General features: G+C 70.0%; 19 protein-coding genes, 1 tRNA gene and 1 riboswitch. Of the genes, 11 read left to right on the forward strand and 9 right to left on the reverse strand.

Annotated elements, in window-relative coordinates; all coding sequences use genetic code 11:
• The gene (locus tag BKA02_RS02000; protein WP_343045317.1) at window positions 1-1383 is read left to right on the forward strand and encodes an MFS transporter; all 1383 of its coding nucleotides are present in this window, start codon (window positions 1-3) and stop codon (window positions 1381-1383) included.
• On the opposite strand, the gene BKA02_RS02005 is transcribed toward BKA02_RS02000, so the two are convergent.
• Together BKA02_RS02005 and galU are read right to left on the reverse strand one after the other, a co-directional pair.
• Window positions 1371-2012, reverse strand: a complete 642-nt coding sequence (locus BKA02_RS02005; RefSeq protein WP_179430803.1) for a GNAT family N-acetyltransferase — start codon at window positions 2010-2012, stop codon at window positions 1371-1373. The genes BKA02_RS02000 and BKA02_RS02005 overlap by 13 nt on opposite strands.
• 39 nt (window positions 2013-2051) lie before the next feature.
• On the reverse strand, window positions 2052-2939 hold the full coding sequence (galU, locus tag BKA02_RS02010; RefSeq protein ID WP_179430805.1) for a UTP--glucose-1-phosphate uridylyltransferase GalU: 888 nt from the start codon (window positions 2937-2939) through the stop codon (window positions 2052-2054).
• 39 nt (window positions 2940-2978) lie between these two features.
• Here galU and BKA02_RS02015 point away from each other — a divergent pair, with 39 nt between their 5' ends.
• The 3 genes from BKA02_RS02015 to mscL are packed head-to-tail and all read left to right on the forward strand — an operon-like array spanning window position 2979 to window position 4344.
• Complete coding sequence (locus BKA02_RS02015; RefSeq protein WP_179430807.1) at window positions 2979-3581, forward strand: 5-formyltetrahydrofolate cyclo-ligase; 603 nt, start codon at window positions 2979-2981, stop codon at window positions 3579-3581.
• Between the two features lie 49 nt (window positions 3582-3630).
• On the forward strand, window positions 3631-3906 hold the full coding sequence (locus BKA02_RS02020; RefSeq protein WP_179430809.1) for an FmdB family zinc ribbon protein: 276 nt from the start codon (window positions 3631-3633) through the stop codon (window positions 3904-3906).
• 24 nt (window positions 3907-3930) lie between these two features.
• A complete protein-coding gene (mscL, locus tag BKA02_RS02025; protein ID WP_179430811.1) occupies window positions 3931-4344 on the forward strand; it encodes a large conductance mechanosensitive channel protein MscL in 414 nt (137 codons plus the stop codon).
• 31 nt (window positions 4345-4375) lie between these two features.
• Here the strand turns inward: mscL and BKA02_RS02030 are convergent, their stop codons facing one another.
• A complete protein-coding gene (locus BKA02_RS02030; RefSeq protein WP_179430813.1) occupies window positions 4376-4570 on the reverse strand; it encodes a hypothetical protein in 195 nt (64 codons plus the stop codon).
• Window positions 4563-8195 (reverse strand): AAA family ATPase, encoded by a 3633-nt coding sequence (locus BKA02_RS02035; RefSeq protein WP_218844655.1) that lies wholly within the window; start codon window positions 8193-8195, stop codon window positions 4563-4565. The genes BKA02_RS02030 and BKA02_RS02035 overlap by 8 nt, the downstream gene beginning before the upstream one ends.
• Before the next feature lie 248 nt (window positions 8196-8443).
• On the opposite strand from BKA02_RS02035, the gene BKA02_RS02040 reads away from it, so the two are divergent.
• The 4 genes from BKA02_RS02040 to BKA02_RS02055 all read left to right on the forward strand — a co-directional run bounded on the left by BKA02_RS02040 (window position 8444) and on the right by BKA02_RS02055 (window position 10823).
• The gene (locus BKA02_RS02040) at window positions 8444-8995 is read left to right on the forward strand and encodes a methylated-DNA--[protein]-cysteine S-methyltransferase (RefSeq protein WP_179430817.1); all 552 of its coding nucleotides are present in this window, start codon (window positions 8444-8446) and stop codon (window positions 8993-8995) included.
• A gap of 73 nt (window positions 8996-9068) precedes the next feature.
• Entirely contained in the window at window positions 9069-9977 is a 909-nt protein-coding gene (locus tag BKA02_RS02045; RefSeq protein ID WP_179430819.1) for a LuxR C-terminal-related transcriptional regulator, read from the forward strand.
• Between the two features lie 20 nt (window positions 9978-9997).
• Window positions 9998-10065: riboswitch (guanidine-III (ykkC-III) riboswitch) on the forward strand.
• 11 nt (window positions 10066-10076) lie between these two features.
• Window positions 10077-10403 carry a DMT family transporter gene (locus tag BKA02_RS02050; protein ID WP_179430821.1) on the forward strand — a complete coding sequence of 109 codons (327 nt, stop codon included), beginning with the start codon at window positions 10077-10079 and terminating at the stop codon, window positions 10401-10403.
• A 78-nt stretch (window positions 10404-10481) separates the two neighbouring features.
• On the forward strand, window positions 10482-10823 hold the full coding sequence (locus BKA02_RS02055; protein WP_179430823.1) for a histone-like nucleoid-structuring protein Lsr2: 342 nt from the start codon (window positions 10482-10484) through the stop codon (window positions 10821-10823).
• 58 nt (window positions 10824-10881) lie between these two features.
• On the opposite strand, the gene BKA02_RS02060 is transcribed toward BKA02_RS02055, so the two are convergent.
• From BKA02_RS02060 to BKA02_RS02070, 3 genes are all read right to left on the reverse strand, one after another.
• Window positions 10882-10955: transfer RNA gene (locus tag BKA02_RS02060), tRNA-Arg, on the reverse strand.
• Between the two features lie 87 nt (window positions 10956-11042).
• The gene (locus BKA02_RS02065; protein WP_218844411.1) at window positions 11043-11864 is read right to left on the reverse strand and encodes a M23 family metallopeptidase; all 822 of its coding nucleotides are present in this window, start codon (window positions 11862-11864) and stop codon (window positions 11043-11045) included.
• Between the two features lie 243 nt (window positions 11865-12107).
• Window positions 12108-12800, reverse strand: a complete 693-nt coding sequence (locus BKA02_RS02070) for an iron-dependent transcriptional repressor DtxR (protein ID WP_179430825.1) — start codon at window positions 12798-12800, stop codon at window positions 12108-12110.
• A 108-nt stretch (window positions 12801-12908) separates the two neighbouring features.
• On the opposite strand from BKA02_RS02070, the gene serC reads away from it, so the two are divergent.
• Window positions 12909-14027, forward strand: a complete 1119-nt coding sequence (serC, locus tag BKA02_RS02075) for a phosphoserine transaminase (protein WP_179430827.1) — start codon at window positions 12909-12911, stop codon at window positions 14025-14027.
• Window positions 14028-14036: 9 nt separating this feature from the next.
• Here the strand turns inward: serC and BKA02_RS02080 are convergent, their stop codons facing one another.
• Window positions 14037-14630: a DUF3027 domain-containing protein gene (locus BKA02_RS02080; protein WP_179430829.1), complete on the reverse strand. Its 594-nt coding sequence runs from the start codon at window positions 14628-14630 to the stop codon at window positions 14037-14039.
• Window positions 14614-14994 (reverse strand): cold-shock protein, encoded by a 381-nt coding sequence (locus BKA02_RS02085; protein WP_179430831.1) that lies wholly within the window; start codon window positions 14992-14994, stop codon window positions 14614-14616. Before BKA02_RS02085 ends, BKA02_RS02080 begins: the two co-directional genes overlap by 17 nt.
• A gap of 112 nt (window positions 14995-15106) precedes the next feature.
• On the opposite strand from BKA02_RS02085, the gene BKA02_RS02090 reads away from it, so the two are divergent.
• Together BKA02_RS02090 and BKA02_RS02095 are read left to right on the forward strand one after the other, a co-directional pair.
• Complete coding sequence (locus BKA02_RS02090) at window positions 15107-15382, forward strand: multidrug ABC transporter ATPase (RefSeq protein ID WP_179430833.1); 276 nt, start codon at window positions 15107-15109, stop codon at window positions 15380-15382.
• Between the two features lie 18 nt (window positions 15383-15400).
• Window positions 15401-17119 (forward strand): helicase-associated domain-containing protein, encoded by a 1719-nt coding sequence (locus tag BKA02_RS02095; protein ID WP_179430835.1) that lies wholly within the window; start codon window positions 15401-15403, stop codon window positions 17117-17119.
• Window positions 17120-17129: the final 10 nt, after the last annotated feature.

Here is a 17129-nt window from a genome sequence, read left to right on the forward strand (position 1 = left end):
GTGACGACCCTCTCCTCCTCGCAACGGCTGGTCGTCGCCGTCGCGGTCCTCGCCTCGTTCGTCGCGTTCCTCGACGGCACCGTCGTCACCGTCGCCCTGCCCGCGATCAGCCGCGAGCTCGGCGGCGGCATCACCACCCAGCAGTGGGTCGTCGATGCGTACCTCATCACCCTCAGCGCCCTCATCCTGCTGGCCGGATCGCTCTCCGACGCGTACGGACGCATCGCGGTGCTGCGCGCGGGACTGATCGGTTTCGGCGTCGCATCGATCGCCGTCGCCGCGGCCCCCGAGCCGCTGGTGCTCGTCGTCGCCCGCGCGGTGCAGGGCGCGGCCGGAGCCCTGCTCGTGCCCAGCTCGCTCGCCCTCATCAGCGCGGCGATGCGCGGCGAGGTCCGCTCCCGTGCGATCGGCGTGTGGACGGCCTTCACCACCATTGCTCAGCTCGCAGGGCCTCTGCTGGGCGGACTGTTCACCGACTACCTCTCGTGGCGGCTGGTGTTCCTCATCAACATCGTTCCGATCGCCGTCACCCTCGTGCTGCTCGGCCGACTGCACCTTGCCGAGCAGCCGCGCGACGTGCGGGTGGACTGGCTCAGCGGCGTCTTGTGCGCCCTCGGTTTCGGCGGCGTGGTGTTCGCGCTCATCGAGCAGCCGAACCTGGGTTGGGCCTCTCCCGCGATCTGGATTTCAGGGATCGCGGGAGTCGCCCTCTTCATCGCGTTCCTGCTCCGACAGCGGGTGGGTGACGGCTCCGTCCGATCGCCCCTGCTGCCGCTGTCGCTGTTCCGAGTGCGCAACTTCTCGTGGGGCAACGGGGCGACCCTGTTCGTCTACGCCGCTCTCGCGCTGAACGGGTTCGTCGTCGGGGTCTATCTGCAGCAGGGGGCCGGACTCGGGGCCACCGCGGCGGGCCTCGCATCGCTGCCCATGAGCATCCTCATGATCCTGCTCAGTTCACGGATCGGCACATGGGCCGGACGCCTCGGACCTCGTCCGTTCATGACAGCCGGCCCTCTGCTCATGGCCGCCGGCGCGCTGTGGCTGCTCACCGTCACGGTGCCGTTCGACTACTGGTGGCAGGTGCTGCCGGCGATGATCCTCATGGGTCTCGGCCTGTCGGTCACCGTCGCGCCGCTCACGGCCGCCATCCTCGGTTCCGTCGACGAGCGGCGCTCGGGCATCGCCTCCGCCGTGAACAACGCCGTATCCCGTGCCGCGGGACTGCTCATCGTCGCCGCGCTGTCGACCATCGTGGGCGGCACGCTCGACCTGGCGGGCTTCCACAGCGCCGCCGTGGTGACCGCCGTGCTCATGGCGCTCGGCGGGGTCGTGTCGTGGATCGGGATCCGCCGCCCGGACCCGGAGCTGGCTCAGCCGCGCTGATCGAGCGCGGGCAGGTCTCCCGGCGGCACCATCGAGACCTCGGCGGGCACGCGACCCTCCGTCCAGCGACGCAGCACGCCTTCGGGCACATCGCTCTGCACGAGGGCGAAGCAGAGGTGGTCGCGCCAGTCGCCGTCGATGTGGATGTACTGCCTGCGCAGCCCCTCGTAGCGGAACCCGAGCTTCTGCACCACGCGCAGGCTCGCCGTGTTCTCCGGACGGATGCAGATCTCGATCCGGTGCAGCCCGAGCTCCGAAAAGCACAGGTCGGTGACCATCGCCACGGCCGCGGGAGTGATGCCGCGCCCGGCATAGCGCTCGCTCACCCAGTACCCGATCGTCGCCGATCCGAGCGAGCCGCGCATCACGCCCCACACGTTGAGCTGCCCGGTCACCTCGCCGTCGTACTCCATCACGAACGGGTAGCCCGCGCCGTCACGATGCTGCTGCAGCAGCCGGCGGATGCTCACACGCATGTCGAAGCTCACCGCGGAATGCGGCAACGTTGCCTCCCAGCGCCGCAGCCACGCCCGGTTGCTCAGCAGCTCCTGCTGCAGCACCTTCGCGTCACGGGCGCGCACCAGACGGATCTCCACCGGCCCGTGCCTGCGTGCGACGATCGAATCCACGATCCGCTCCCTCGATGAGACCGTTGCAGCGGATGACGCTCAGAGGCGTTCCGCGAAATCCTTCAGCCACGGGCGCAGCTCGGGCCCGAGGTCTTCTCGGTCCGAGGCCAGCTGCACGATCGCCTTGATGTAGTCGACGCGGTCGCCGGTGTCATAGCGGCGACCGCGGAACACGACGCCGTACACGCCCGGCCCGTCGGCGTCGGCCGCAAGCTCCTGCAGCGCATCCGTCAGCTGGATCTCGCCGCCCTTGCCCGGTTCGGTGCGCTCGAGGATGGGGAACACCGCGGCGGGAAGCACGTAGCGTCCGATGACGGCGAGATTCGAGGGCGCATCCTCCTTGGCCGGCTTTTCGACCAGCCCGGTGACCTTGACGATGTCGGGGTCGCCGGTCGACTCGACGGCAGCAGCGCCGTACATGTGGATGCTGTCGGGGTCGACCTCCATGAGGGCGATCACGGTCGCCCCGGTCTCGACGTGCTTATCGATCATCGTCGGCAGCAGCGGGTCGCGCTCGTCGATGAGGTCATCGCCCAGGAGCACGGCGAACGAGCTGTCGCCCACGTGCGTCTTCGCCCGCAGCACCGCATGGCCGAGGCCCTTCGGCTCACCCTGGCGCAGGTAGTGGATATCGGCGAGATCGCTGGACTTCATCACGTGGGCGAGCCGGCCGGTATCGCCCTTCTCTGTGAGCTTCTCCTCGAGCTCGGGAACCGAGTCGAAATGATTGGAGATGGCGTTCTTGTTGCGACCGATGATGACGAGGATGTCGTCGATGCCGGCCTCCACCGCCTCCTCGACGACGTACTGGATCGCCGGCTTGTCGACGACGGGGAGCATCTCCTTGGGCATCGCCTTCGTCGCAGGCAGGAACCGTGTGCCGAGACCTGCGGCGGGGATCACGGCCTTGATCTGAGAAATCGCCATCGGACCAGACTAGCCGAGCGCCCTCGGTAGAATCGGTGCATGCCGGATGACTTCGACGACGCCAAGCGCGCACTGCGCGCGGAGCTGCGCGAACGCAGGCAGCTGCTCACCGAGGTCCAGCGCGAAGAGGCCGCCACCGGCATCGCCGCCCAGCTCTACGCCCTCGTCGACGCCCACGACGCGCAATCCGTCTCGTGCTTCCTCGCCACGACCACCGAGCCCGACACCCGCCCGTTCCTGAACGCGGCCATCGCCCGCGGCATCCGCGTGCTGCTGCCGATCACCCGCTCCGACGGGCTGCTCGACTGGGCCGTGGCCGATGAGACCGAACAGGAGAACGTCGGGCTGTTCGGACTGCCCGAGCCGACCGGCGAGGTGCTCGGCCCCATCGCGGTCGACGAGGTCGATCTCATGATCATCCCCGCCGCCGCCGTCGACGCATCCGGCACCCGCCTGGGCTGGGGCCGCGGTTACTTCGACAAGACGCTCGGCTCGATGCAGAAGCGCCCTCCTGTGTACGCCGTCGTGTACGACTCGGAGGTGTTCGACGGCGTCGAGCTCCCCCGCGAGCTGCACGACCAGCCGGTCACCGGAGTCGTCACCCCCACTCGAACGCTCGCCCTGTCGTCCGCGGACGACTGACCCTCCGCCAGAACCCCATCAGCACCCGCCCTATCGGAACACGAGAACCATGCCCACCTATTCCTACGCCTGCATCGCCTGCGGGCACCGCTTCGACGCCGTGCAAAGCTTCACCGAACCGTCGTTGACCGATTGCCCGGAATGCACCGGACGACTTCGCAAGGAGTACGGATCCATCGGCGTCACGTTCAACGGGTCGGGCTTCTATCGCACCGACTCGCGTGCCGCATCTGGCGAATCGACGCCGGCTTCGGCATCATCGAAGACGGAATCGTCGACGGGATCCACCCCGGCGCCCGCGGCGGCTCCGGCCTCGACCACCTGAGGCCCGAACCGTAAAGGGGTATCCGTGTTCCAGGGATTCAAGGACTTCATCCTCCGCGGCAACGTCATCGACCTCGCGGTCGCCGTGGTCATCGGCGCAGCCTTCACCGCGATCGTCAACGTCGTGGTCGACGCGATCATCAACCCGCTCATCGGCCTGTTCTTCCAGGCCGACAGCCTCGACGATGCGCTCAAGGTCACCGTCCCGACACTCGCGGGCGGAACGACGACGTTCTCGTTCGGCGCGGTCATCGGTGCGGTGATCAGCTTCCTCGCCGTCGCTCTCGTGGTGTACTTCGTCTTCGTGCTCCCGATGAACAAGGCCAAGGAGCTCCAGGCCGCAGCATCGGGCGTCGAGCAGGAGGAGCCCGAGCTGACCGAGCAGGAGCTGCTCGTCCAGATCCGCGACCTGCTGGAGAAGAACTCCGCGGTCAAGTAGTCCTTCGCCGTCCGCGAGGTCTGCAGACGGCTCAGTAGTGCGGCGGAACGTCGCGGCGCAGCCGCTCGTCGTTCTGGCCCGCATCCTTCGAACGGGCGGCGCTCGCGGCGCCCGTTCGTCGTTCCCGGGTATCCGGCTCCGCGTGCGTTCCGGGCGCCGGGGTCAGCTTCACGCGACGAGACCCCGGCATGCGCACGATGCGCTGTCGGGGCTCGGGCTCACTCATCACCGGCCGCGATGACCCGGATCGGCTGGGTGTCGCCGTCAGCGCGCGGAGCCGCCGCGGTGATCCCGAGCACACCCGCGATGCGTTCGGCCACGCCGACCGGATCGCTGTACAGGTCGAAGGCGTGCACGCGGATGTAGTGCCAGCCCAGGCGCCGCAGCACCTGCGGTCGCAGACGCAGCGTCTCGCGCAGCGAGTCTCCCCGTGCGTCCGGGTCGGATTCGATGACGATCGCCTTGCCGTCGTGCTGGGCGACCAGCGGCAGCCTGCCGCGGTAGTCGACGTCGACAGAGGCGCCGAGCCGGCGCAGCTCACGGGCGAGCACGAGCGTGAGCGGGTCGGCGAGGTCTTCCAGGCGCTCGTCGCGGCGGTGCGAGGCCAGGCCGCCGAGGATGGACATGAGGCTTGCGGCGCCGTGCTCCAGCCGCCCGTCGTCGAAGGCCGAGGGCCGGATCGACGACACGATCACCATCGACCGTCGGGCGCGGGTCATCCCGACCGTGAGCAGCCGCTCCCCATCGGGACCCGACAGGTCTCCGAAGTCGCTCAGCACCCGGCCGTGCTTGGTCAGCCCGTAGCCGAGCGAGAAGACCACGCGGTCGCGGCTCTCCGCTGCCGATTCCTCCAGTGTCAGCACGGCGAACGGCTCGGCCGTCTCGCGGCCGACGAAGTCCGCGACATCCGAACGCCCCGCGAAGGCGGCGTTCACGGCCGCCGTCACGCGGTCGGCGTGGCGCCTGCTCACGGTCACGACCATGAGCGACTCGGTCGGCCGGTGCACGGCGTGCTCCACGACCAGGGTGACGACCCTCGCGAGCTCGGGCTCGGGGCTCTCGATCGCACCCGTGACCGGGTCGGGCGTGCCGATACCGCCCTCCACGTAATCGACGGCAAGGCTGCCGCGCCCCAGGTACGATCCCGCCCACGGGAGCGAGACGATGTCCCCGCCGTAGAAGGCGTCGTTGATCAGTTCGGCGAGGTCCTCGCCGCCGGCTCGATAACTCTGGGTGAGCGTGGTCACCGGCAGCAGTTCGGCGAGCCTCTCGAACACCGAGACCTCGTCGAACGGCGTCTCCTCATCGTCCTCGCGGTCCGGTGCCGGCACGGCGGCGACGGTGAACGGCGTCGGCTTCTGCGTGACCGGATCGCCGAAGGCGACGATCTGGCGGGCACGCCGGATGGCGGGAGTCGCCTCGGCGAGGTCGATGGCGGCGGCATCCACGAGCAGCAGGGCGTCGAAGGCGACGTCGTCGGGGATCTCGGGCACCTGATACGGCGAGGCGATCCACACCGGCGCGGCGATGCGCATGAGGTTGGGGGCCGCGGCGACGAGCTCGGCGGCCGTCGTGCGCGGCCGGGTGAGCGCGGCACGCAGGTTCTGCGCCTCCTGCGCCTCGTCGACGATGCCGATGCGCCACTGCCCGGCCAGCTGCCAGGCCAGCAACGGCCCAGCGGCGGCGGCGTGGGCCTCATCGACGAGCCGGAAGTCGCGCTCCAATCGATCGACCACAGCCGTGTTGGCCCCGAGCAGCGCGCGGTTCTGCTGCAGCTGCTGCTCGAGCAGCGACTGCCACCACGCGTACTCGAGCTCGTCGGCCACCCGCTCCTCGGCGACGTGGCGGGTCGACATGTCGACCAGCAAGGGCTCCAGACCCCACTGCGCGAGCCGGTCGCGCAGCTGGGCGCGCTCGAGCAGGTTGTCGAACACATCCGACTTCGCGGCCAGTCCCGCCAGTGTGCGCACGAGGGTGTCCACGGGCAGCGAGCTCAGCGGCTCACGCCGGCCGAGGGCGCTGTCGAGGTCGGCGAGCTCGCCATCCGTGCGCTCCCACGCCGCCGCGACGTCGTCGAGCCCCAGCGGCACCTCGGGCGCCACGCCGGCATCGACGTAACGCTGCCACTGCGTGCGCTGCGTCTGGATGCGGATCAGTGCCTCGTGCATGTCGCCGGGATGCGCGCCGGGCCGCACGTACTCCTTCGCCAGGCGGCGCAGACGACGGCGGTTGGCGCCGGTCATCGAGGCGGCCTCGCGACGCGGACCGTGCGCGCGGATGAGGTCACCGAGCGGACGCTCGAACACCGTCGAGTTGAATCTGTCGAGGGAGTCGCGGATGCCTTCCAGCAGCCGCAGGAACTCCCCCATCTCGCCGATCGTGGCGAAGGGGCGCATCCTGGTCTGGGCGACGAGCTCATACCCGCGCTCGAGCAGCTGCGGCACGCTCTCGGAGTGCAGACGCCCGGCCAGCGCGTGCGCGGCGTGCGCGGCATCGGTCGAGGCGAAGGTCACGCCGTACCAGGGCGAGTCGTCGGGTCCGAAGCGGAACTCGCCCAGCCGTGCGGCCATCTGCAGCGCCTGGGCTGCACGGGGGCGATCCTTCGCGACGCGCTCCAGCGCCCGGCGGTCCAGCCGCGCGGTCGTCGACGGCGGCGTGGGCAGCGAGGCGAGGCGAGTGAGCACCCGGGTGGCGTCGAGCACCGAGGCATCGAGCTCGGGATCGCGGCGTGCGAGCGCCCCGCGATAGTCGCGGAGCACCGTGCGCAAGCGCACGAGGGCGTCGTCGATCTCGGTGAGCTTGGGCGGTGCGGCCTTCTCGTTGCGACCGATCGCCCGCACGAGGTCTCCGCGCACGGTCGCCGGCGAGACGGCGAGCCCGTCGAGACCGATGCCGCGCAGTCGGTGCCGCACGCCGTCGAGCGTGGAGCGGCGCGCCGACACAATGAGCACGCGTTTGCCGGCGCGCACGAGCTCACCAACGGCGTTGATGACGGTCTGGGTGCCACCCGTGCCCGGCAGCGTCGAGACGACCAACGACTGCCCGGTGGCGATGCGGGCGAGCACGGCCTCCTGCTCGGCGTCGGCGTCCAGGAGCAGCGTGTCCGACGCCGGGGCGCGCTCATCGGGGCTCACGATGACCGGTTCGGGCTTGCGGGTCGAGACGCTCTCGCGGTCGGCGGCGTGGCCGGCGAGCGCGTTGAGCACCGGGTGATCGAGGTCGTAGGCGTCGCGCGCCATGGCCGACCCGACCTCGGCGAACGTGGAGACGACCAGACGCGGATGCACGGCGAACGTGTCGATCGCCGACGTCGCCGCGCGCAGCCGGTCGATCGCGGGCTGCGGGGTGAACACGCCGCCCGAGTACGCGAGCGCGGCGAGCGCATCCGCGTCGAGCGAGATGCCGAAGTGATCGCGCATGACCCGCACGAGTTCGGGGTTCACGAAGAACGACCCGTGCAGCTTCACCTCGAAGTCGGAGTGATGCCGGCGGATCGCGAGCGGACGCAGGAGCATGGGCGCCGCGAACGAGACGCCGCCGATCCGCCAGGTCGCCATGCCGACGGCCAGGTGCACGGCGTCGATCCCCCGTACGGTGCGCAGTTCGGTGTGCTTGGCGGTGATGCGTTCGGCGGCCAGCCGTGCGGTGCGCAGCCCGACCTCGTCGCGGAACAGGTTCGACAGCAGCGTGGATCGACCGGTGATGAACTGCGGGAGGCTCCCCGGATGCGCCCGGGAGATGTCGATGCCCGCCTCGGGGACGTCGTGGAACGCCGTCAGCGGCGAGGGCCCGCCCAGAAGGGCCGCCTCGGCGCGGAGCCGCGAGCGCTCGCCCTCGGCCGCGTGCGCCATGACGACCCCGGCGTCGCCGTCGCCGACGTCACCGAGCGACACGGAGGTCGATTCGACCGATTCCGTGATGCTGTTGTCCCGTCGCCACACACGAAAAGAGTAGGCGCGACACGCCGGTTCGCCCTGTAAGGGCGCCGAGTTTCACGGGATTGGCACGGTTCTCCTCCCCAGTCAGGGAATTCGACGGCGTTTCCCCCGTTCACGGCTCCACGCACCCCGGTGCCGCCCCCCGACGGCAGGATGGCCCCATGACGTTTCACCACGACATCCTCACGACGCCCTTCAGCCCCGCCCTCGCCGTGTTCTCCGACGAGGGCCTCGTCGCTCTCGAACTCACCGACGAGGCCGACCTGGAGGCGCCGTGGCTCCTGGAGGGCCTGTCCCGACGCCTCGGTGCGGTCATCGAGGCGGATCCCGGATGCGGCGAGGAGCTGCAGGATCTGCTGGAGTCGTACTTCGAAGGCGAACCCGTGCGCTTCGACGAGCGTGTCCGCCTCGACTGGCGTCTCGTCAGCGGGTTCGCCCTGACCGCCCTTCAGGCGATCTGCGAGATCCCGTGGGGCGAGACCGCGGCATACGGCGAGATCGCCGTGCACGCCGGCAGCCCGGGGGCTGCGCGCGCCGTGGGATCGGCCTGCCGGACGACCCCGTTCTCGATCGTCGTCCCCGTGCACCGCGTGGTGCGCTCCGACGGCTCCCCCGGCCAGTACGGCGCGCATCCCGAACGCAAGCGCTACCTCATCGACCTCGAGGCCGATGCGCACAGGCGGCGCAGGAACTCCGCGGGCCCCGGCGAGTAGGCCGCCGGGGCCGGCGGACGGCCCGTGCTGGTACCGTCGTCGCGAAAGGCTCACTCCCGAAAGCCGGTGCCCGATGAACACTCCCCGACGCAGCGGAAGCGATCGGGATCTGCTCGCCGACGCGGTCCGGGAGCTCGCCCGTCTCACCGGATTCCCTGTCACCTTCGGCGGTCTCATCGAAGACGGCGAGGTCAACGTCACCTCGATCGTCGGCACGCGCACCCGGCGGCTGGAGGGACTCAAGGTGCAGCCCCTGCGCGGCCTCGGCGGGCGCGCTCTCACCGAGCTTCGACCACGCATGACCCGCGATTACCGCACCTCGCCGTTCATCACGCACGACTACGACGGCTTCGTGCTCGGCGAGGGCCTGCGCACGCTGCTGGCCGTGCCCGTCGTCGTGGGCGGGCGCTCACGCGGCGTGCTGTACGCCGGCGCCTGGGAGCAGAGCGACGTCGGCGGCGTGTCCACCGTCCCCGCCATGCGCGTCGCCGAGACCCTGGGGGCCGAGCTGCGCATCCGCGACGAGGTCGACGACCGGGTGCGGCGGCTCGCACTGAGTGGCGGATCACGCACCCCCGTGCGGCGATCAGCCCCCGCTTCTGAATCGCCTAGCGTCAGCGCCCATGTGCGCGAAGAGCTGCGGGAGAGCTTCGCCGAGTTGCGCAGCATCGCCGCTGCCGTCGCCGATCCGCAGCTGCGCGAGCGGATCGATGCCGTGCAGCAGCGGATCGTCGCGCTCACCGACGATCCGCTGCGCGGGCCCGTCGCCTCCGACGCCACGGCTGCCGTGCATCTCTCCCCCCGGGAGACGGATGTGCTGGCGTGCGTCGCCCTCGGCGCGAGCAACGCGCAGGTGGCCGCCGAGCTCGGCCTGCGCGAATCGACCGTCAAGGCGTATCTGGGCAGTGCGATGTCGAAGCTCGACGCGTCGACGCGGCATGCCGCCGTGGCCCGCGCCCGTCGTGCACATCTCCTGCCCTGATCGCATTCCGTAGAATATGAATCGGTGGCGCACCCCGCCGCCCCGGACGAGGTGGACCAGTACCCGGAATGCGAAAAGACTGGCCTGAAAGGGTCTGTCATGTCGTGGTTGATCTTGATCCTCTCCGGAGTGCTCGAAGCCGTGTGGGCAACAGCGCTGGGCAAATCAGAGGGCTTGTCCCGATTGTGGCCGAGTGTGATCTTCTTCGTCGGTCTCGCGCTGTCGATGGCGGGCCTCGCCTGGGCGATGCGCGATATCGCCACAGGAACGGCATACGCCGTGTGGGTGGGGATCGGCGCCGCGCTCACCGTGGTGTGGGCGACGATCACCGGTGATACGGAGTTCTCGTGGCTGCGGCTACTGCTCATCGCCGGTCTCGTGGGATGCGTCATCGGATTGAAGCTCATCGATCCCGCGCACGAATAACGCGCGAATTCTTCGGCAAATGGATGACGTCGGCGATTGTGATTGTGAATTCGCCCCCGATTCTCGTACATTATCCCCATGGCACGTAAAATCATTCATCAGCTCGTCGACGATATCGACGGCACGGTTCTCGACAGCGGCGACGGAGAGACGGTGCATTTCTCGCTCGACGGAAATGCCTACGAGATCGACCTGACGCACGCACGTGCAGAGGAACTGCGCGCGGCGCTCGCCCCGTTCATCGAGGCCGGACGCCGTGCGTCGCGCGCCGGGCGTCCCGCCCCCCGTGCCGTCCGCACCCGCGGTCGCAACCCCGAGGTCGCGGCGATCCGCGCCTGGGCCGCGAGCAACGGCTATTCCGTGTCAGAGCGCGGTCGCATCCCCGCCGAGATCACCGAGGCGTACAACGCGGCGCACTGACCACCGTTCCACGTATGCGAATGGCGCCGTCCGAAAAGGACGGCGCCATTCGCATACGTGCCCTCGACAGGATTCGAACCTGCGACCTGCCCTTTAGGAGAGGGCTGCTCTATCCGACTGAGCTACGAAGGCGCTGACACCATTCTATGGCGCGCGCAACGGCGCACTCGGCGCGACGATGATCGAGAAAAGCGGGACTCTCTGGGGATCCGTGCCGACTCAGCCCGCGTTGGCGGGGAGCCAGACCGAAGGGTCGACGATGCCGCCGTTGATGTGCACCTCGAAGTGCAGGTGGGTGCCGAAGGCATGACCCGTCTCGCCGACGAGACCGATCATCTGCCCGGCCTGCACGTACTCGCCTTCAGACACCATGCGCGAACCGTAGATCATGTGTCCGTAGACGGTAGTCACCGGTGTGCCCGCGATGGTGTGATCGATCACGATGCCGACGCCGTAGCCGCCGTAGTTCTCGCTGGAGACGCGCACATACCCGGCAGCGGCCGCGTAGATCGGGGTTCCGCCGGGGGCGAGCATGTCCCAGCCCTCGTGGTTGCGTCCCGCACCGGGCGTCTCGCCCGAGGTGAACGAGCCGGGGATCAGCGGCCAGCGCACCTCGCCGGAGCCCGGCGAGACCATGCTGAGGTCGAGCCCGGCCGGCCATCCGCCGCCGGAGTTCTCGGCGAGAGAGGCGGCGCGCGCGGCAGCCGCCGCTTCCGCCTTGGCCTTCTCGATCTCTTCCGGCGTCGTCGCCGTGAACTCTTCGCGTTCGGAGGATGCGGCGGTCGCCTCGGAGGCGACGACGACCGACTGCGAGTTGTCGGCCGCGAGCTGGTGCATGGTCGTGGCGGCGGCGCCCTGCGGAGCGGCGCCGCTGGCGAATGCGGGCAGAGCGATCGCCGTGACGAGGGCGCCGACGGCGCCGAAGATCGCGATCGAGCGGATCGGCTTGACCGCCGAACGAGAGCGCTTGCTGCCGCTGGAGCGGGGTGCCGGGGAGAGCTCTTCTGTTTTCGTGCCGGTCTTGTCGATCTCTGCAGCCAACGCTGTTCCTCCAGGGCCTCGGTGGCGCGGCACCGGCTCGTCGGGTTTCGTTTCTCGGGGCGCGCACGTGCTCGGGACACGACGCACCGTCCCATCCGCGACGGCGACGAACCGATGAGGCCATCCGTCACGGTGACCGCCGACGGGCTTCTCGTCGACGACCGGATCGACGTTACCGGAAGATAACGATTCTGTCACCCTGAAAAGCTGGCAATATCCCGGATCTCTCCGGCATGATTCGCCTCAGGCGACGAGGAAGATGTGCGAGGCGAGCTCGACCGGCAGCTCGAGTCCTTCATCCTTGCCGTCCATCTCGATGAGCACGTAGCCCTCGTTGAACCGGAAGCCGCCGCTCGCGCCGGGCACCACACCGGCCTCGCGCAGTTGCTGCAGCAGTTCTGGGTCGACCTGCGCGGGCTCGGCGAGACGCCGCACGGTTCCGGTGACCGGGCCGTCCGCGGCGTTCATGTGCTCCACGAGTCCCACGACGCCCTCTTCGAACGTGCGCGCCGAGCTGCCGCCCAGCTGCTCCAGGCCGGGGATCGGGTTGCCGTAGGGCGACTCGGTGGGGTGGCCGAGCAGTTCGACGAGGCGCAGTTCGACCTGCTCGCTCATGACGTGCTCCCAGCGGCAGGCTTCCTCGTGCACATACGCCCAGTCCAGCCCGATCACGTCCGAGAGCAGACGCTCGGCGAGGCGGTGCTTGCGCATCACGTCGACGGCCTTGCGGCGCCCGGAGTCGGTCAGCTCGAGTCGCCGGTCCTCGGAGACGACGACCAGTCCGTCGCGCTCCATGCGCCCCACGGTCTGCGACACCGTCGGACCCGAGTGACCGAGCCGCTCGGAGATGCGCGCGCGCAGCGGCACGATGTTCTCCTCCTCGAGTTCGAGGATGGTGCGGAGGTACATCTCCGTGGTGTCGATCAGATCGGTCATCGATCCCCCTTGTCGCTGCTGCTTAGGGAAGCCTACCTTCTTCGCAGGGCTCCGAGGCGGGGTGTCACGTGGTCGGGGCCACCTGCGCGCTCGCCCTACAATCGGGGCATGGCGATCGAGATCCCCCGCGAACTCCTGCCCGTCGACGGCCGCTTCGGCTGCGGTCCCTCCAAGGTGCGTCCGGCCCAGGTCGATGCCCTTGCGACGGTCGGCGCATCGCTGCTGGGAACATCCCATCGCCAGGCGCCGGTGAAGAACCTCGTCGGCAGCGTGCGCGCCCGTCTCGCCGATCTGTTCTCGCTGCCCGACGGCTACGAGATCATCCTCGGCAACGGCGGGTCGACGGCATTCTGGGATGCCGCCTCCTTCGGCCTCATCGAGAACCGCGCGCAGAACCTCGTCTTCGGAGAGTTCGGCGGCAAGTTCGCCAAAGCCGCCGCCGCACCGTGGCTGACCGCGCCGGATGTGCGCAAGGCCGAGCCAGGCACGCGCGCCGAGGCGGAGATCGTCGAGGGCATCGACGTGTACGCCTGGCCGCACAACGAGACCTCGACCGGCGTCGCCGCCCCCGTGCGCCGCGTCGATGCCGAGGGCGCCCTCACCGTGATCGACGCGACGAGTGCCGCGGGCGGCATCGACGTCGACATCACCGAGACCGACGTCTACTACTTCGCCCCGCAGAAGAACCTCGGTTCCGACGGTGGTCTGTGGTTCGCCGCCGTCTCCCCCGCGGCCATCGAGCGCATCGAGCGCATCGCGGCCGGCGACCGCTACATCCCCGACTTCCTCAGCCTGCAGGGTGCGCTCACCAACTCCCGCCTCGAGCAGACGCTGAACACACCAGCTCTCACCACGCTGCACCTGCTCGACAGCCAACTCGGGTGGATCCTCGACAACGGCGGACTCTCCTGGGCCGCCGCGCGCACCGCGGAGTCGTCGCAGACGCTGTACGACTGGGCGGAGGCATCGCCGGTGGCGACGCCGTTCGTCGCGGACGCCGCCGACCGCTCCCCCGTCGTCGTCACGATCGATTTCGAAGACGGTGTGGATGCCGCGGCGATCGCCAAGACGCTGCGCGCCAACGGAGTCGTCGACACCGAGCCGTACCGAAAGCTGGGCCGCAACCAGTTGCGCATCGCGACGTTCGTCTCGATCGAGCCCGATGATGTGCGTCAGCTGATCCGCAGCATCGACTACGTGCTCGACAACGGCGGCGCGTCGGTCTGAGCGCCGCCGTCAGTCTTCGTTCGGCTCTTCGTTCGCCGAGTCAGCGTCGGTCGGCTCGCCTTCCGCGGCGTCGTCGTCCTCCCGATCGTCGTCGGACGCGTCCGCAGGCTCATCGTCCGCAGGCTCCGAGTCATCGAGCTCGTCGATGTCGACGCCGTCGAGGTCTCCCGCGTGCAGCAGATCGCCGACCTCGTGTTCGTCGTCGTCATCGTCGTCGTCAAGACCGGCGGCGGTATCCGCGTCGGCCGCCGTCTCCTCCGCGGAGGCGCGCTCGGCGAGCTCGGCCTGATGCGCGCGGTACTCGGCCAGTCGCTCCGCCCACGGCACCCAGTCGGGGGCGACCAGGGCGCCTTCCCCGGGAAGAAGCTCGACCTCGAGCACGGTCGGATCGGCGTCATCGACGCGGGCCACGGTGACCGTCCAGAACCAGCCCGGATATCCCGGCAGGCGGTTCTCGAACCGCAACGACACGGACCCGTCGTCTTCGACGGCGTGCCCCGCCGCGGGACCGACGGTGGCCGCCGGAGTGATCTCGTGCAACGCGGCGAGCGCGAGCTCGCGTGCTCCCACGAGCCGCTCGTCGGGCTCAGGCGTCGAAGTCATCCGCGACCTTCCGCAGCATCGCCGCGATCTTGCGCCCGTGGGCGGCCGAAGGGTAGCGGCGGCGACGCAGGTCTGCGCCGACCCCGTCGAGCAGCTTGACGAGGTCTTCCACGATCACGGCCATGTCATCGGCCGGGGTGCGCTTCGCCTTCGACAGGCTCGGCGGTGCCTCCAGCACGCGAACAGACAGCGCCTGCGGACCGCGGCGACCGTCGGCGATGCCGAACTCGAGGCGGGTGCCCGCCTTGACGCTCGTCCCCTCGGGAAGGGCCGTGGCGTGCAGGAAGACGTCCTGGCCGTCATCGGAGGCGATGAAGCCGAACCCCTTCTCGTCGTCGTAGAACCTGACCTTGCCGCTGGGCATGGGACAACCTCACTGATGCTGCGCCGGGCCGTACCGCCCGGGGATGGGATGCGCGGACGGGTGCATCCGCACCCTCCAGCCTACCGGTCGGCAAGCGAGTAGGCTGAGACGGATGTCCGCTCCTGAACGCCCCGCCGATCCGCCTGTGCGCGCGATCGATCGCGTTCTCGCCTTCACCGCCCTCGGCCTTGCCGCCGCATCAGTGATCTGCTTCTTCGCGATCATCATCGGCACGGCCGTCGGCATGGCCCAGACCGACTTCGGCGGCGGGGTGTGGCCCGTCGTCGCGGCGATCCCGCTCTGGGGCCTTCCCCTCGCGCTGGCGATGATCATCGCGCTGCTCGTGATGAGCTTCGTGCGGAAGGGGCGCGCGGCCCGTCGCTCCTGACGCCCGCACCGATCGGATATGAGCAGTCACGCCCGTGCTCTCGCCGAGATCCTGGCCGCGCGCCGCGACGACGAGCTCGCGGCGCTGCTGGATCGGCGCGGTGTGCGTGCGGATGCGGACTGGCACGACTTCTTCGATGCGGCCGAGGCGCTGCTGGATCCCGCATCCGTCGCCCGCGTGCTCCCGACGCTCTCGTCCGCCGAGGCCGAGGCACTGATCCTCGCCGGCACGCGCCCCGAGGGCGCAGGCGGCGACCGCGCAGCACTCGATGCGCTCGCCCTGCTGGCCGCCGACGGCGTGCCGTTCCCCTCCGTCAGCGCGGCTCTCGCCGGCCGGCGACCGGTGCGTCCCTCCCGCGCGCCCGCCGACACGGCGACGCTCGACGACGCCTCCGCAGCCCGTGCGGCCGAACGCGCCTTCACGTCGGTGCGCGCCATCGCGGACGTGCTCCTGCTCGCCAAGGACGCCCCTTACGCACTCCTGGCCAGTGGCGCGGTGGGGATGTCCGAGAAGCGGCGGGCCATCGAGCACGGCCTGCCCGATGACACCGACCTGCTCGACGATCTGTTCGCCATCGCCGTCGCCGCACGGCTGCTGCGACCTGTCGAGCGTACCCTGCGGCTGACCACCGACGGCGAGCACTGGCTGCACCTTCCCGGCATCGAGCGATGGACGGTGCTGGCCGATGCCTTCCGCGATGCGCTCCCGGCCGGAGTGCGCGCGCCCGAGGGCGGATGGATCCCCGTGGGATCGTGGGCGTCGGCGCATCCGTGGGACGACCGATGGCCGCAGACGGTCGACGACCTGCAGCGTCGTGCCGCGCTGCTCGGGCTCGTCGCCGACGGGCGGACCACGCCGTGGTCAGTGCCGCTCGCCGCGGGCGGATCGGCGGATGCCGCAGCCCTCGCCGCCCTGTTGCCCGCCGAGGTCGACCGCATCTTTCTGCAGAACGACCTCACGGCGATCGCTCCCGGCCCGCTGCTGCCATCGCTGGATCTGCGGCTGCGACTGCTCGCCCGCCGCGAATCCGCGTCGCAGGCGTCTTCTTACCGCTTCACGGCCGACGGCGTCGCCGCAGCATTCGCCGCGGGAGAGACCGAGGACTCGGTGATCGCGTTCCTCGACGAGATCTCGCTGACCGATGTTCCCCAGCCGCTGCGCTATCTCGTGGGGCAGGCCGCGCAGCGCCACGGTGTGGTGACGGTGCGCACCCAGAACGGCACGACGCGCGTCGAGTCGTCGGATCCGCATGTGCTGCAGGCGATCGGCGTCGATCAGGCACTGCGCCCCCTGGGGCTCGTGGCCGACGGCGACGCACTGGTGAGCCGCGTCGGGCGGGAGAGCGTGTTCTGGTCGCTGGCCGACGAGCACTACCCGGCCACCCTCCTGGACGCCGATGGAAGCGAGGAGCGCGCTGCCCGCACGGCGCTCGTCGACCCCGAACCCGCCGACGCGCCCGGCGACCGCTACGCGCCGCTCATCGCGCGCCTGCGCGACGCGCAGGGGCCGGATGCCGAGTCGGCATGGCTCGACCGCGAGCTCGACCACGCGGTACGCCACCGCGCCGTGCTCTCCGTGACGGTCGCCATGCCCGACGACACCTCTCGCGAACTCGTGCTCGAGGTCACCGGTCTCGGCGGGGGGCGCCTGCGCGGGCGGGATCGCGCCGCCGACGTCGAGCGCACGCTGCCCGTCACCAGCATCCGCACCGTGCGGCTGCTCGAAGACGAGGCCTGACCGCGCCGCG

Source organism: Microbacterium pseudoresistens, assembly GCF_013409745.1.
In the GTDB taxonomy this organism is placed as follows: Bacteria; Actinomycetota; Actinomycetes; order Actinomycetales; family Microbacteriaceae; genus Microbacterium; species Microbacterium pseudoresistens.

Excerpts from the sequence above, each read along its gene's own strand:
- BKA02_RS02045 (WP_179430819.1), top strand. The coding sequence starts at position 9,069 with ATGAACACTCCCCGACGCAGCGGAAGCGATCGGGATCTGCTCGCCGAC.
- BKA02_RS02070 (WP_179430825.1), bottom strand. The coding sequence starts at position 12,800 with ATGACCGATCTGATCGACACCACGGAGATGTACCTCCGCACCATCCTC.
- BKA02_RS02080 (WP_179430829.1), bottom strand. The coding sequence starts at position 14,630 with ATGACTTCGACGCCTGAGCCCGACGAGCGGCTCGTGGGAGCACGCGAG.
- BKA02_RS02030 (WP_179430813.1), bottom strand. The coding sequence starts at position 4,570 with ATGAGTGAGCCCGAGCCCCGACAGCGCATCGTGCGCATGCCGGGGTCT.
- galU (WP_179430805.1), bottom strand. The coding sequence starts at position 2,939 with ATGGCGATTTCTCAGATCAAGGCCGTGATCCCCGCCGCAGGTCTCGGC.
- BKA02_RS02035 (WP_218844655.1), bottom strand. The coding sequence starts at position 8,195 with ATGGCGCACGCGGCCGAGGGCGAGCGCTCGCGGCTCCGCGCCGAGGCG.
- BKA02_RS02085 (WP_179430831.1), bottom strand. The coding sequence starts at position 14,994 with ATGCCCAGCGGCAAGGTCAGGTTCTACGACGACGAGAAGGGGTTCGGC.
- BKA02_RS02020 (WP_179430809.1), top strand. The coding sequence starts at position 3,631 with ATGCCCACCTATTCCTACGCCTGCATCGCCTGCGGGCACCGCTTCGAC.
- BKA02_RS02040 (WP_179430817.1), top strand. The coding sequence starts at position 8,444 with ATGACGTTTCACCACGACATCCTCACGACGCCCTTCAGCCCCGCCCTC.
- BKA02_RS02095 (WP_179430835.1), top strand. The coding sequence starts at position 15,401 with ATGAGCAGTCACGCCCGTGCTCTCGCCGAGATCCTGGCCGCGCGCCGC.
- BKA02_RS02015 (WP_179430807.1), top strand. The coding sequence starts at position 2,979 with ATGCCGGATGACTTCGACGACGCCAAGCGCGCACTGCGCGCGGAGCTG.
- serC (WP_179430827.1), top strand. The coding sequence starts at position 12,909 with ATGGCGATCGAGATCCCCCGCGAACTCCTGCCCGTCGACGGCCGCTTC.
- BKA02_RS02090 (WP_179430833.1), top strand. The coding sequence starts at position 15,107 with ATGTCCGCTCCTGAACGCCCCGCCGATCCGCCTGTGCGCGCGATCGAT.
- BKA02_RS02050 (WP_179430821.1), top strand. The coding sequence starts at position 10,077 with ATGTCGTGGTTGATCTTGATCCTCTCCGGAGTGCTCGAAGCCGTGTGG.
- BKA02_RS02055 (WP_179430823.1), top strand. The coding sequence starts at position 10,482 with ATGGCACGTAAAATCATTCATCAGCTCGTCGACGATATCGACGGCACG.